This is a genomic window from Kribbella sp. NPDC050459 (assembly GCF_040655315.1).
Lineage (GTDB): Bacteria > Actinomycetota > Actinomycetes > Propionibacteriales > Kribbellaceae > Kribbella.
In genome coordinates this window covers 134,521-146,928 of sequence record NZ_JBFAJQ010000015.1, presented here as the reverse complement: position 1 = coordinate 146,928, position 12,408 = coordinate 134,521, and the positions used below count along the sequence as shown (strand labels likewise).

Here is a 12,408-nt window from a genome sequence, read left to right as displayed (position 1 = left end):
AGCTGCCGGGTGAGGTGCAGGACGACCGGCGCGGCGCTGCCCGGGTCGCCGTCAGTTCCAGCAGCGCCCGTTCCTGCTCGGTCAGGTCCTCAGTCAGATTCACCCGCAGGAGATTGCCGTACCGCCGGCTTTGCTCTGGGCAGACTTGCCGTCAGCAGAAAAGCTGGGATGCGCCCGGCGTCTGCGACAACCATGAACACATGGCAGAAGACATGAAACCGCCGATGTTCAACGAGGCCGCCCGGCAACGCTTGTTCGGGCAGCGGATCGTCGTCCTGGACGGCGTGCTCGACGACGACAACGGGACCCTGCTCGCCAGCCAGATCATGTCGCTGGCGGCCGAGGACCCGGACACCGACATCGCGTTGTGGATCCACTCGCCCGGCGGTTCGGTGCCGTCGATGCTGGCGATCCGGGACGTGATGCGGCTGGTGCCGTGCGACGTGTCGACGCTGGCGATCGGGCTGGCCTGCAGCGCCGGGCAGTTCCTGCTGTCGGCCGGCACGCCGGGCAAGCGTTTCGCGCTGCGGCACGCGCGGGTCCTGATGCACCAGGGCTCCGCCGGGATCGGCGGGTCCGCGGTCGAGATCGAGATCCAGGCCAACGATCTGCGGCACATCCGCGACACCGTGCTCCGGCTGATCGCCGACGACACCGGCCAGCCGTTCGCGACCGTGCACGAGGACTCACTGCACGACCACTGGTACAGCGCGGACGAGGCCCTCGAGTACGGCTTCATCGACCACATCGTCGACTCCTTCGACCAGGTCATGCCCCGAAAGAAGGCAGCTGCATGAGCACCTACACGATTCCGAACGTGATCGCCCAGCACCCCCGCGGCGAGCGCATCATGGACGTCTACTCCCATTTGCTCGCCGAGCGCATCATCTACATCGGCACGGCGATCGACGCCGGCGTCGCGAACGCACTGATCGCGCAACTGCTGCATCTGGAAGCGGACAAGCCCGAGCAAGAGATCAAGATCTTCATCAACTGCGAGGGCGGCGACATGACCGCGATGCTCGCGATCTACGACACGATGCAGTACATCCAGTCGCCGATCTCGACGTTCTGCGTCGGGCAGGCGATCTCCGCGGGCGCGGTCCTGCTGGCGGCGGGCACTCCGGGCAGCCGCGCCGTACTGCCGCACGCCCGGATCGTCCTGCACCAGCCGGCGGCCAGTGGTCGGGGCACCATCCCGGACCTGATCCTGCAGGCCGACGAGGTGGTGCGGGTCCGCGGCCAGGTCGAGGAGATCCTCGCGCGGCACACCGGGCAGACCGTCGAGCAGTTGCGGCACGACACGGATCGCGACCACGTGCTGACCGCGGAGGGCGCCAAGGAGTACGGCATCGTCGACCAGGTGATCACGGGTCGGGTGCCGCTCCCCGTCTTCAGCTAGCCGGCGGCTTGGAGGACCTTGTCGGCGACGGCCGCGTGGTGGAGGAGGTCCGGCTGTGGGCGGCCGACCCGGTTGGTCAGGTATGCGTACGTGATCCGGCGATCCGGGTCGGCCCAGCCGATGCAGCAGTTGCTGCCGTTGTGGCCGAACGCCCGCGGGCTGCTGAGTGACCCGAGCGACGACACCGTGCCCTCCATCCACCGCGGCCCGCCGAGCTGGAACCCCTGGGACCACCGCACCGGCGCCCGCGCCACCGGGTCGTACTCGCCTTCGCTGCTGGGCTCGACCGCGATCGCGAGCGAGTCGGGCCGCAGCAGACGGCCCTCCAGCAACGCCTGATAGAACGCGGCCAGGTCCCGCGCGGTCGTCGACATCCCGGCCGCCGGTACGACGGCCTCACGCGTGCTGCGCCGGTTCACGACGGACTGGATGAACGGCCCGAGCGGACCGGTCGCGCGGATCGGCACGTGCCGGCCCCAGAGCTCGGCGGGCAGGCCGAGGTACGTGTCCTCGACGCCGAGCGGTTCGAGCACGTTGTGCCGGACCAACTCGTCGATCGGCGTCCCGCTGCAGCGCCGCGCGACCTCGGCGAGGACGAACCCGAACGCCAGCGGGCTGTACGCGACGGTCCCGATCGGCCACCGCGGCGCGGTCTCCTCGATCCGCCGCAGCGAGCGGTTCCAGTCCGTCATCGCGCGGACCTCACCGACGTACGAGCCCGCGTTGGACAGGCCCGAGCGATGCCGCAGCACGTGGCGAACGGTGATCTCCCGCTTGCCGTTGTGCCCGAACTCCGGCCAGTACGCCGCGACCGCGTCGTCGAGGTGCAGCCGCCGGGACTCGACGAGCTGATGGATGACGACCGCGACGTACGGCTTGCTCGCGGAGAAGAGCCAGAACAACGCGTTCGGTGAACACCCGAAGGAGCGATCGACCACCGTCCTGCCGTCCCGGACGACGCACAGCTGCGCGACCGCGCCCCGGGCCTCGATCAGCGCGACCGCCTCCGCGAGCCGGCCGGGGTCGAGGCCGGCGTCCCGCGGGTCGCACGTACCACCGAACTCCATGAATTCCACTGTGCCCACCCAGGCAAACAGCTAGGGTCTGGAAGGTGACAGTGCCTCAGGCGGACCCGCGGCCGGACAGCGAGATCGAGCGCGTGCTGGTCGTCGTCGCGCATCCCGACGACATCGATTTCGGCGGCGCCGGCACGGTCGCGCTGTGGACCAAGGCCGGCATCGAGGTCCAGTACTGCGTCGTCACCGACGGTCAGGCCGGCGGCTTCGAGCCGGATCGGGACCGTGCCGGGATCCCCGCCGTACGACGGGCCGAGCAGACCGCCGCCGCGCAGCACGTCGGCGTCCGCGACCTGCACTTCCTCGGCTACCAGGACGGTTCCGTCGAGCCGACCCCGCAACTGGTCCGCGACATCAGCCGGGTGATCCGCACGGTGCGCCCGCAACGGCTGCTCACCCAGTCGCCGGAGCGCTCGTGGCACCGGCTGCAGGTCTCCCACCCGGACCACCTGGCCGCGGCCGAGGCGGCGGTCCGCGCGTTCTATCCCGCGGCCGGGAACCCGTACGCGTACCCGGACCTGGCCGAGGAGGCGTGGGACGTCGGCGAGCTGTGGATGATGGACCACCCGGTCGCGAACCACTACGTCGACATCACCGACACGTTCGACCAGAAGATCGCGGCGCTGATGTCGCACACCAGCCAGCACCGCGACCCCGACGGTCTCCGGGCCGGCATCCGCACCAACTTCGCGGCCGTCGCCGCAGCGGCCGGCTTCCCGGCCAACCACTACGCCGAGGCCTTCACCGTCGTCCGGGTCTAATCAGTTTGCCTGGCGACGGCTGGGGCCTGGAAGGTTCAGCCATGACGATTTCTCATGCGGTGACCGGGGACGGCCCGGATCTGTTGCTGGTGCACGCCGGAGTGGCCGACTCGCGGATGTGGGCCCGGCAGGTGGACGAACTGAAGAGCAGCAACAGGGTGATCACGCTCGACCTGCGCGGGTACGGCGAGACGCCGCTCGCCCCGACGTACTCCGACGCCGGCGACGTGCTTGCGCTGCTCGAGGAGCTCGGCGCGAAGGACGTGACGGCGGTCGGCGCGTCGTACGGCGGGTACGTGGTACAGCAGGTGGCGAGCCGTCGGCCGGAGCTGTTCTCGCGGCTGGTGCTGCTCTGCGCGCCGACCGACAACGTGCAGCCGGACGACGAGCTGCGGGCGTTGTGGGGCGAGGAGAACGCGCTGCTGGAGGCGGGCGACGTCGACGGTGCGACCGAACTCACAGTGCGCCGGTGGATCGGCCCGGAGGCGGACGACGAGGCCCGTGAACTGCTCCGGGTCATGCAGAAGCGCGCGTACGACGTACAGCTCGCGGCCGGTGACGTGGACAACGAGGAATGGCCGGTCGAGCCCGAGAAGATCACCGCACCGGTGCGACTGGTCACCGGCGCCGACGACTTCAAGTTCTTCACCGACAGCGCTGAGTATCTGGCCGACCGCCTGCCGAACGCGCAACGCCTCCACCTCCCCTGGGCCGGCCACCTCCCAACCCTGGAACGCCCCGCCGAGGCCCTCGCCCTGATCACCGAGTGAGCAACCCGGCCTGCCGCGGCCGCGATCGGGCGCACGGTCGTCGGCTCGGCCGAGGGGTACTGAAACGCCGAAGGACCCCGACCATCGGCCGGGGTCCTTCGGGAACACTGCGTTGTCAGTCGGCCAGGGCGCCCATCGGGTCCCAGGCGGGGAGCACGATCGGCTCGTCGTCGAGGCGGGCCTGCAGCTCGGCCGGCAGCGCGGACCGACGGACGGCGACCTCGAACACGTGCTCGCCGAACCACGAGTCGTTCATCGTCCAGAACCCGCTGTCGGCCTTCTCGTCACCCCAGCTGTTCTCGACCCGCCAGCGGCGCGGCTCACCGTCCACCACGTCGACGCCGGTGAACAGCATCGCGTGCGTCATCAGCGTCTCGTGGTGCACCAGCCGCTCGGCCTTGTCCAGCGTGAAGTCGGTGTCGTACACCGCGCCGTAGTCGTACAGCTTGGCGTCCCAGAAGCCGAGGTCGGCGTTCATCTGCTTGCCGACGTCGCAGCCGAACCAGACCGGCTCGCCGCCGACGATCGCGTCCTTGGTGAGCTGCTTGATCAGGTCGATCTCGACGTTCAGGTACACCACCGGCGGGGCGTCGATGACGTTGCCGAGGTAGTCCACCGTGAACGTCCGGCCGACCGGGCTGCTCGGGCGCGGGTCGTGCACGAGGCAGACGTACTCGTCGACGGGCAGCTGCACGTACGCCGCCGCGAACTCGGTCGGTGTGGTCCAGCCGTCGCGGTGGAAGCCCTTGTCGCTGTCCTTCCACTGCCACAGGAACTTCTGCGGCGGCGTCCCGAGGTGGATGCTCAGCACCCGGTGCACGGCGGTCAGGATCTCCCGCTTGCGGTCGCGACGGGCCTCGTCGCCCTCCAGCGCCCGCAGGTCGCGCGCGCCCTGGCGGAGCAGCTTGCGGAGGGTGTCGTTCAGCTGCGCGGTCGCGGACGAGCTCTCGGTCTCCGGCATCGCGGTCTTCGGCACCAGGCCGTGCTTGCGGACCAGCGCGACGAACATGTTCCACTGGCCGCCGTCACCGATCGGGTCGGACAGCAGGTGCGCGACGGTCCGGTCGTCGGCGTCGCGGTCCGCGGTGTCGATCATCGCCTCGAGGAAGAAGTTCGAGCGCTCGAACTTGTCCCAGAACAGCAGGTAGTTCTGGGAGAACTCGAAGTCCTTGACCCCGAGCTTCTCGGCCGCGCCGGCGCGGAGCAGGTTCAGCCCGGCGAACAGCCAGCAGCGGCCGCTCTTCTTCTGATTGGTGACCTTCCAGTCGTCCAGCAGATGGGACACCGAATGGTCCATCGAGGTGACGATCTGGCGATCCAGGGCGATGCTGTTGACCGGCGTCTGCGTGACGGCGTTCTGCATCACCCGGTACTGCGGGTTCGACGCGAACTCCTTCTCGAAGAGCGCGAGCTGATCGGCTGTGAGATTCCGCTCCATAACAGTCGACGGTATAACAGCCACCAAGCCCGGACCGCCGGAACGGAGTGGCGAATCCATGCCCTGGCCGAAACGCGCCACCGCCGAACCCTTGCGCTACGCTAGTTGAAAACCACATTCAACAGAGGAGGCGTCATGCCCCGACGCCCGGCCCCGACCGGTAAGCGCAAGCCGAAGCAGAACCCGCTGGACCGCGACGGCATCACCTACATCGACTACAAGGACACCGCCCTCCTCCGCAAGTTCATCTCCGACCGCGGCAAAATCCGCTCCCGCCGCGTCACCGGCCTCACCGTCCAGCAACAAAAACAAATCGCCCGAGCCATCAAGAACGCCCGCGAAATGGCCCTCCTCCCGTACACGTCCTCCGGCCGGTAAACCCAGCTAGGTCAGTTGCTTGCGTAGCAGGGTGATGCGTGTTTCGTAGCGGCTGACGGATCCGTCCGCGGCCTCCTCGTCCCAGGCGCCAGGTTCGCTGCCGCTCACGACGTACCCCAACCGCTCGTACAGGGCCTGCGGCCGCGATCTGTTGTCGTCCACGCCCAGCTCAACCCAGTCAAGTCCGCGGTCTCGCGCACGCTGCTCCAACGCCCCGATCAGGACCGAGCCGATCCCGCACGAGCGCAGCTCGGCCTGCACCGACAGCTGCCAGATGGTGGCCGCCCCGGGCGGTTTCGTGTAGTCCACGCCACCGACCGCGACCGGCAGACCAGAAGGCGGACAGACCGCCAGGTAGTCGACCTCACCGCGACCTGCCCGCCGAATCGCCTCAGCCACGGACGCGAGCCCCGTCGCCGACCCGTACCAGCCACAGTCGGGCAGGTCGGCTTCGGTCAGATCGCGAACAGTCAGCGGCACGACAACCTCAGCCATTCCGGCACCCTGCCAGCTCACCACCGACCGGCACCAACGAATTAGACAGCTAGGGTTTTCGTCGTGGCGATGCCGGATGACGACCCGCAGGCGGCGACGAGTTCTCACGGTTCCGAGGATCCGAGCCTCGCGTGGCTCGAACTCGCTCCGGACTACGAGCAAGCCCGAGCCAAAGAGGATTCGCTGGACCGGCTTGTCGAGTGGCCCGCACAGCGAGATCTCCTGGGTGATGTCACCGGGCGGTCGGTCCTCGATGTCGGCTGCGGCAACGGCGGCAAACTCGCGGAGCTGGTTCGAGACGGGGCGACCGCCTCCGTAGGCGTCGACATCAGCGGCAACTTCCTCGGCGCCCCACCGCCTGGCGCGGAGTTTGTCCGAGGCGATCTGTCCGAGCTCGATTCCGTGCCCGGGCTCGCCGGCCGCCGCTTCGACCGGATCCTGTTCCTGCAGTCCTTCGGCTACGCGAAGGATCCGGTCCGCACCCTGCGGGCAGCCCGCACGCTGCTGACCGACGACGGATTCGTCCTGCTGACCAAGACGCAACCGCTCAGATACGCCGTCGAACGGGCCGACCGGAACGGCACGTCCTTGGGCGAGGAGTACTTCTCCACCGCTCCGTTCTCCTACCGCACCGGCTGGAACGAGCAGATCGCCCTGACCAAGCGTCGATACACCGTCTCCGATCTGATCAACGTGTTCAGTGCGGCCGGACTGTGGATCGAGACCGCGATCGAGCCTCAACTGTCCGAGGACGCCGCTACCCGCACAAGCAGGCGTGGATGAACAAGTACCTTGGCATCCTGATGTTCAAGCTCCGCCCCGTCCCAGCCTGTAATTTGTTGGCGAGGGCAACGGTCACCGCCCGCGCCAGCGGAGCTGCCGGGGTGGAAACTCGTTGCGGACGGAGGGGTTCAGGTGCTTGGTTGATCTGCGACCGAGCTTGGAGGAACGATGACGCTGGCCACGCCGACGTTGACCACTGATCGCCTGCGATTGCGTCCTTTCGGCGACGCGGACGCGGACGCGCTGTTCGCGCTGCACAGCAATGCGTTTGTACTGCGGTACTGGGACTCGCCGCCGTGGAGTGAGCGGAGCCGCGCTGCGCGGTTCCTCGCGGCGTGCCGGACGATGGCGGAGGAGGGTACGGGCGCTCGCGTGGCCATCGATCGTGCGTCCGACGGAGAGTTCCTCGGCTGGTGCAGCCTGAGCCAGTGGAACCCGGACTTCCGCAGCGCGTCGCTCGGCTACTGCTTCACCGAGGCGTCGTGGGGCCATGGCTACGCGACAGAGGCCGCTCGCGCTGTGCTGGGGTGGGCCTTCGACGCGCTGGACCTGAACCGCGTCCAGGCCGAGGCGGACACTCGCAACATCGGATCCGCCCGAGTCCTCGAGAAGCTCGGCTTCGTCCGCGAGGGGACGCTACGCGAAGACTGCATAGTGAACGGGGACGTCTCCGACTCCTGGGTCTACGGCCTTCTGCGCCGCGAATGGACACCTGACACTTCCCACTGAGGTCTCCTCGATTTGAGTTCCTAAGGGAAGTCAAGGCACGTGGGTAGCTTCTATGCTGGTGGTGGCGGGCCGGGATGTTGGAGCGCTTGGCGACTCCTGTGACTCCCGGCCCGTCCTTGCTTTGCGGCGCTGGGACATGCGGGTGTGTGCGGCTTTGTCGCGGGTTTTGGGGTCGATCTTGTGGTGCTCGCGGACGATGTGGCGGCCTTCTTCAGCAGTGATGGCGCGGCCGTCGGTGTCGCGCAGGGCGTAGTGCTGGCCGGTGCGCCAGCAGGTCGCGATCCGGGTGAGCAGGGTGGTGGCGATGTGGCAGATCGCGGAGTCGTGGTGCCGTTCGGTGGCCATGAGCCGGGCGTATTTCGCGGCGAGTTGGGGATCGGTCTTGCGGGCGGCGTCCGCGGCGGTGAACAGGGCCTCGCGCAGGAGCGGGTCGCCGGCCTTGGTCAGCCCGTGGTGATGCTCGCTGAGGCCGGATTGGGCGACCTTCGGGACAAGTCCGGAGTAGGCGCGGATGGCGGCCAGCGAGGTGAACCGGTGCGGGTCGCCGATCCGGCCGGCGATGATCGCGGACGTGACCGGCCCGACACCGGGCGCGGAGGCGATGAGACCGGTGGGGTCGGCCTCGGCGTAGAGGTTCGCGCAGCGTTCGTCGAGGTCTTCGATCTGCTCGGTCAGCACCTGGGCCTGTTCGGCCTCGGCCGCGATGTCGGCGGCCAGTTCGGCGAAGTCGAGCCCGTCGAGCCCGGTCTCGGGGTCGGTGCCCCATAGCTGCAGGGACTGTTTCGCGGCGGTGAGCAGTGCCCGGGCGTGGTCGTCGCGCCAGGCGCCGCGGGAGTGTCGGATCAGGAACCGGGTCAGCCGGGCCTGCCCGAGCCGGAGCAGCGCGTGCGGGTCGGCGTAGCGGGCCAGCACCGCCAGCGCGGCCTTGCCGTAGTTCGAGCCGAGCGCCTCGTACCAGGCCGGGCCGAGCAGCTCGAGCTGGGCGTCGAGGTGCTGGAACACCGCAGTACGGCGCTTCACGATCGAGGACCGGACCTTCACGACCCGGCGCAACGGATCGCCCGGCCCGTCACCGGTATGTGCGCGCAGCCCTTCGGGGTGCAGCAACGGCAACCGCGCGAGCAGCTTGGAGTTCAGGTGATCGTTCTTGGTGTGCTTGGAGTAATACGCCCGCAGATCCGCCGACTGCGTGGTCGGCACCATCACGATCTTCGCGCCCCGGCGCCGCAACCACGACGCTACCGGCACCCACGCGTTGCGGGTGGGTTCCATCACCACCGTCACCGAGTCCCCCTCGGCCAGCCCCAGGGCATCCCACAGCCGCTCCAGGTCGCCGGGCCGGGTGAAGAACTTCCTCCCCGTCCACACATATGTCCCGTCCGCACGAACCAGCGACGCCTGATGCGCGGCCCGGCACGCCAGATCGATCCCCAACGTCAGCTCCACGAACATCCCTTCCATCAACCAGCACAGCCACCAACGGTCACTGGCCCGGTTCGACGACGGCACAGCCCAGACATTCCACAAGCAGAAGTCCACCCACGACGAGCGGCTCCAAGTTCCCGAACAGGGACACCGGCCGAACACAGACCGGCCCCACGAGCGACCACTCAGAATCAAGGAATCGCCAAGCGTTCCCGTCGGTGGTCCGGCCGCCCGCGGGGCACACACCTAACCTAAATGTCGGTGGTCGCGCCTAGCGTGTCGCCATGGTCGCCCGGATTCAGATCGCTACCGCTGTCCTTGTGCGCGACGGCCTCGTGCTCTTGGCTCATCGACACCCACTGCGTCAGGCGTATCCGGACTGCTGGGGCTTTGTCGGCGGACATGTCGAACTAGGCGAATCACCTGACCAGGCGGTCCGTCGGGAGTGTCTCGAGGAAGTCGGCGTCGAGATCCACGACCCGCTGCCCGTCCCGATGACCGTCCACGACCCGGTCCTCGACCTGCGCGGCTTCCTCGTCACGCACTGGGACGGGGAACCGGTCATCACCGAGCCCGGAGAGCACGACGACCTCCGCTGGTTCCGCCCGAACGACCTCGCAAACCTCAAGCTGGCCCACCCAGAAGCCCTGCAAGACATTCTGAACGCCGTCCAGGTCGCAGCCGGTTAGCCTCGCCGACCGTCCGACCATCGTCACGTCAGGGCAGCACGCCTCCCTCAGGTGGGATCGCGCCGGGGTGAGCCGACTCCCCCAACCAGCTCAGGCAGACCAACCCGGCGATACCCCAGCCGCAGTCGCCCCGGCGGCAGCCGGAATCGCGCGGTAGCGCGCACACGCGCGCCAGCGCGGGGTGGGTGGGAGCGGCGCATAGCACGGCGACGAAGGAGCCGCGCGTCGCGCCGCGTGGGGTCGACTACACCCGTCCAACTCACGTAGAACCAGCAGCCGCGCGCGTGGGTCGAGTTAGACCAGGCGGCGGTCGGTGGCCCAGCGGGTTAGTTCGTGGCGGTTGGAGAGTTGGAGTTTGCGGAGGACCGAGGAGACGTGGGTTTCGACGGTCTTCACGGAGATGAAGAGTTCGCGGGCGACTTCCTTGTACGCGTACCCGCGCGCGATCAACCGCAGGACCTCACGCTCGCGCTGCGACAACCGGTCCAGGTCCTCGTCGACCGACGCGATGTCGATGGCGCCGGAGAAGGCGTCCAGGACGAAGCCGGCCAGGCGCGGGGAGAACACCGCGTCACCCTCGGCGACGCGGTTGATCGCGTCCACCAGCTCGGTGCCGGAGATGTTCTTGGTGACGTACCCGCGGGCGCCGGCGCGGATCACGCCGATGACGTCCTCGGCGGCGTCGGACACCGACAGCGCCAGGAACTTGATGTCGGGGTGCCGCTGGTGCACCTGCTTCATCACCTCGGTACCGCCGCCGCCCGGGAGGTGGACGTCGAGCAGGACGACGTCCGGTTCGGTGCCGACGATCGCCTTCACGGCGGTGTCGACGTCGGAGCCCTCCCCGACGATGTCGACCGAGGAGCCGATCTCGCTGCGTACCCCGGCCCGGAACATGTCGTGATCGTCGACGACGACTACCCGCCTGCTGCTCATCTGTCCATCTCCAGTCGCACTTCGGTCCCTGTCTCCGGATCGGACCGCACCGTCGCGCGGCCGCCGTGCCGTTCCATTCTGCCCATCACACTGTGCCGCAAGCCGAGCCGGTCGTCGGGGACCTCGTCGACGTCGAATCCCTTGCCGCGGTCGCGGACGAACATCTCCACCCGGTCGCCGTCCACCTCGACGAACACGTCGATCTTCGCAGCCCCCGAGTGCTTGGCGGCGTTCACCATCGACTCGCGCGCGGCCCGGACCATCGAGGCGAGCGGTTCGGTCAGGTCGCAGTCGCCGACCGTCACGACCTCGATCGGTACGCCGTGCGAGTCCTCGACCTCGGCGGCCGCCTGTTTCGCGGCACCGGCGATCGTCTGGTCGGCGTCGTGCTCCTCGTCGTACAGCCAGGACCGCAGCTCGCGCTCCTGGGAGCGCGCCAGCCGGGCCACGGCCTTCGGGTCGTCGGCCTGCTTCTGGATCAGCGCGAGCGTCTGCAGGACCGAGTCGTGCAGGTGCGCGGCCATGTCGGCACGTTCCTGCGAGCGGACCCGCTCGGCGCGCTCGGAGTTCAGGTCGCGGGTCAGCCGGTGCACCCACGGCCCGGCGATGACGCCGATCCCGACCACGGCGAGCAGCAGCGCGATCAGGACGTCGCCGACCATCGAGAGCCGGCCGTTCTGCACCAGGAACAGGGTGACCGCGGTGCCGATCAGGACCAGCCCGACGCCGATCCGGACGAGCGACTTCCAGCCGCCCTTGCCGAGCACCAGCCCGAGGATCGGGACCCGGACGTCGCGCGCCCATTTGTCCTTCTGGCTCTCGTCGGCCTGCCGCCAGATCAGCGCCAGACCGGTCGCGGCGAACACCAACGGCCAGAACAGCTTTCCGGCGATCCCGAGCCCGGCGACTTGCAACAGGATCAGCAGCCCGGCGCCGATGGCGACCAGCGCGGGCAGCTGCCCGCGGCTCTTCTCCCGTTTCCGTTGCTTCGCCTCGGCGACCGGCGGCGCAGGCTCGTCGGAGCGCAGCCCGCTCCGCGTGTGCGCGGCCAGGCCGGGCGCGGCCGGTACCGTCTCCGGGGCCAGCGGCATCAAGAACCACAACGCCGCGTAGATCAGGATGCCGAAGCCGCCGGACACCGTGGTCGCGATCAGCACCAGCCGTACGACGGTGTCCGACACGCCGAGGTGGTCGGCGATGCCACCGGCCACACCGGCGACGACGCGTCCTTCCGTACGGCGGTACGCCCGCCGCGGAGCGTCCGTCGGCTGCCGGGCGGAGGCCGGCTGCCCTGGTGGAAGGTACGACTGACCGGGTCCCGAGCCCGCCTGCGCACCCATCCGGGCGGCGTAAGCGGCGTACGGGCCCTGGTACTGCCCTGCCGGGCCCTGCGGCCCCCAGCCCTTGTAGCGCCACTGGTCCTGGGTCTGCCCAGGCGTAGGCTCGGGCTGGCCCCCGTTGCTGGAGGTCCCGCCCGGCGGCGCGGCTGCTGGCTGGCTCATCACCACGATCGTCACATGTGGACA

14 protein-coding genes are annotated in these 12,408 nt (G+C 68.9%); 8 read left to right on the top strand and 6 right to left on the bottom strand.

The annotated features are described in order from the left end of the window. The first annotated feature begins 200 nt into the window (after positions 1 to 200). Together AB0I12_RS35650 and AB0I12_RS35645 are read left to right on the top strand one after the other, a co-directional pair. Complete coding sequence (locus AB0I12_RS35650; RefSeq protein WP_359938547.1) at positions 201 to 797, top strand: ATP-dependent Clp protease proteolytic subunit; 597 nt, start codon at positions 201 to 203, stop codon at positions 795 to 797. Further along, positions 794 to 1,402 carry an ATP-dependent Clp protease proteolytic subunit gene (locus tag AB0I12_RS35645; protein WP_359938544.1) on the top strand — a complete coding sequence of 203 codons (609 nt, stop codon included), beginning with the start codon at positions 794 to 796 and terminating at the stop codon, positions 1,400 to 1,402. The genes AB0I12_RS35650 and AB0I12_RS35645 overlap by 4 nt, the downstream gene beginning before the upstream one ends. On the opposite strand, the gene AB0I12_RS35640 is transcribed toward AB0I12_RS35645, so the two are convergent. Beyond that, positions 1,399 to 2,469, bottom strand: a complete 1,071-nt coding sequence (locus AB0I12_RS35640; protein WP_359938542.1) for a serine hydrolase domain-containing protein — start codon at positions 2,467 to 2,469, stop codon at positions 1,399 to 1,401. The genes AB0I12_RS35645 and AB0I12_RS35640 overlap by 4 nt on opposite strands. Before the next feature lie 44 nt (positions 2,470 to 2,513). Between AB0I12_RS35640 and AB0I12_RS35635 the strand changes: the two genes are divergently transcribed. Together AB0I12_RS35635 and AB0I12_RS35630 are read left to right on the top strand one after the other, a co-directional pair. Beyond that, positions 2,514 to 3,239: a PIG-L deacetylase family protein gene (locus AB0I12_RS35635; RefSeq protein ID WP_359938539.1), complete on the top strand. Its 726-nt coding sequence runs from the start codon at positions 2,514 to 2,516 to the stop codon at positions 3,237 to 3,239. A gap of 41 nt (positions 3,240 to 3,280) precedes the next feature. Next, positions 3,281 to 4,009, top strand: coding sequence for an alpha/beta hydrolase (locus AB0I12_RS35630; RefSeq protein ID WP_359938536.1), 729 nt, complete (start codon positions 3,281 to 3,283; stop codon positions 4,007 to 4,009). Positions 4,010 to 4,124: 115 nt separating this feature from the next. Here AB0I12_RS35630 and AB0I12_RS35625 read toward each other — a convergent pair whose 3' ends face one another. Further along, positions 4,125 to 5,447, bottom strand: a complete 1,323-nt coding sequence (locus AB0I12_RS35625; protein WP_359938533.1) for a C1 family peptidase — start codon at positions 5,445 to 5,447, stop codon at positions 4,125 to 4,127. A 135-nt stretch (positions 5,448 to 5,582) separates the two neighbouring features. On the opposite strand from AB0I12_RS35625, the gene rpsR reads away from it, so the two are divergent. Beyond that, complete coding sequence (gene rpsR, locus AB0I12_RS35620) at positions 5,583 to 5,825, top strand: 30S ribosomal protein S18 (protein WP_355473940.1); 243 nt, start codon at positions 5,583 to 5,585, stop codon at positions 5,823 to 5,825. Positions 5,826 to 5,831: 6 nt separating this feature from the next. Here rpsR and AB0I12_RS35615 read toward each other — a convergent pair whose 3' ends face one another. After that, the gene (locus tag AB0I12_RS35615; RefSeq protein ID WP_359938529.1) at positions 5,832 to 6,320 is read right to left on the bottom strand and encodes a GNAT family N-acetyltransferase; all 489 of its coding nucleotides are present in this window, start codon (positions 6,318 to 6,320) and stop codon (positions 5,832 to 5,834) included. 69 nt (positions 6,321 to 6,389) lie between these two features. Between AB0I12_RS35615 and AB0I12_RS35610 the strand changes: the two genes are divergently transcribed. Continuing rightward, positions 6,390 to 7,103, top strand: coding sequence for a class I SAM-dependent methyltransferase (locus AB0I12_RS35610; protein WP_359938748.1), 714 nt, complete (start codon positions 6,390 to 6,392; stop codon positions 7,101 to 7,103). Positions 7,104 to 7,271: 168 nt separating this feature from the next. Then, a complete protein-coding gene (locus AB0I12_RS35605) occupies positions 7,272 to 7,832 on the top strand; it encodes a GNAT family protein (RefSeq protein ID WP_359938526.1) in 561 nt (186 codons plus the stop codon). A 30-nt stretch (positions 7,833 to 7,862) separates the two neighbouring features. Here the strand turns inward: AB0I12_RS35605 and AB0I12_RS35600 are convergent, their stop codons facing one another. Further along, positions 7,863 to 9,278: an IS110 family transposase gene (locus AB0I12_RS35600; RefSeq protein WP_359938523.1), complete on the bottom strand. Its 1,416-nt coding sequence runs from the start codon at positions 9,276 to 9,278 to the stop codon at positions 7,863 to 7,865. Positions 9,279 to 9,541: 263 nt separating this feature from the next. Here AB0I12_RS35600 and AB0I12_RS35595 point away from each other — a divergent pair, with 263 nt between their 5' ends. Continuing rightward, on the top strand, positions 9,542 to 9,946 hold the full coding sequence (locus AB0I12_RS35595) for an NUDIX domain-containing protein (RefSeq protein ID WP_359938521.1): 405 nt from the start codon (positions 9,542 to 9,544) through the stop codon (positions 9,944 to 9,946). Between the two features lie 294 nt (positions 9,947 to 10,240). Here AB0I12_RS35595 and AB0I12_RS35590 read toward each other — a convergent pair whose 3' ends face one another. Continuing rightward, positions 10,241 to 10,882 (bottom strand): response regulator transcription factor, encoded by a 642-nt coding sequence (locus tag AB0I12_RS35590; RefSeq protein WP_359938519.1) that lies wholly within the window; start codon positions 10,880 to 10,882, stop codon positions 10,241 to 10,243. Further along, positions 10,879 to 12,384 carry a PspC domain-containing protein gene (locus AB0I12_RS35585; RefSeq protein WP_359938516.1) on the bottom strand — a complete coding sequence of 502 codons (1,506 nt, stop codon included), beginning with the start codon at positions 12,382 to 12,384 and terminating at the stop codon, positions 10,879 to 10,881. Before AB0I12_RS35585 ends, AB0I12_RS35590 begins: the two co-directional genes overlap by 4 nt. Between the last annotated feature and the right edge of the window lie 24 nt (positions 12,385 to 12,408).

Bases quoted from the DNA above. Each gene is read 5' to 3' on its own strand.
- AB0I12_RS35595 (WP_359938521.1), top strand. From the start codon at position 9,542: ATGGTCGCCCGGATTCAGATCGCTACCGCTGTCCTTGTGCGCGACGGC.
- AB0I12_RS35630 (WP_359938536.1), top strand. From the start codon at position 3,281: ATGACGATTTCTCATGCGGTGACCGGGGACGGCCCGGATCTGTTGCTG.
- AB0I12_RS35610 (WP_359938748.1), top strand. From the start codon at position 6,390: ATGCCGGATGACGACCCGCAGGCGGCGACGAGTTCTCACGGTTCCGAG.
- AB0I12_RS35625 (WP_359938533.1), bottom strand. From the start codon at position 5,447: ATGGAGCGGAATCTCACAGCCGATCAGCTCGCGCTCTTCGAGAAGGAG.
- AB0I12_RS35645 (WP_359938544.1), top strand. From the start codon at position 794: ATGAGCACCTACACGATTCCGAACGTGATCGCCCAGCACCCCCGCGGC.
- AB0I12_RS35590 (WP_359938519.1), bottom strand. From the start codon at position 10,882: ATGAGCAGCAGGCGGGTAGTCGTCGTCGACGATCACGACATGTTCCGG.
- AB0I12_RS35615 (WP_359938529.1), bottom strand. From the start codon at position 6,320: ATGGCTGAGGTTGTCGTGCCGCTGACTGTTCGCGATCTGACCGAAGCC.
- AB0I12_RS35640 (WP_359938542.1), bottom strand. From the start codon at position 2,469: ATGGAGTTCGGTGGTACGTGCGACCCGCGGGACGCCGGCCTCGACCCC.
- AB0I12_RS35585 (WP_359938516.1), bottom strand. From the start codon at position 12,384: ATGAGCCAGCCAGCAGCCGCGCCGCCGGGCGGGACCTCCAGCAACGGG.
- AB0I12_RS35650 (WP_359938547.1), top strand. From the start codon at position 201: ATGGCAGAAGACATGAAACCGCCGATGTTCAACGAGGCCGCCCGGCAA.
- AB0I12_RS35605 (WP_359938526.1), top strand. From the start codon at position 7,272: ATGACGCTGGCCACGCCGACGTTGACCACTGATCGCCTGCGATTGCGT.
- rpsR (WP_355473940.1), top strand. From the start codon at position 5,583: ATGCCCCGACGCCCGGCCCCGACCGGTAAGCGCAAGCCGAAGCAGAAC.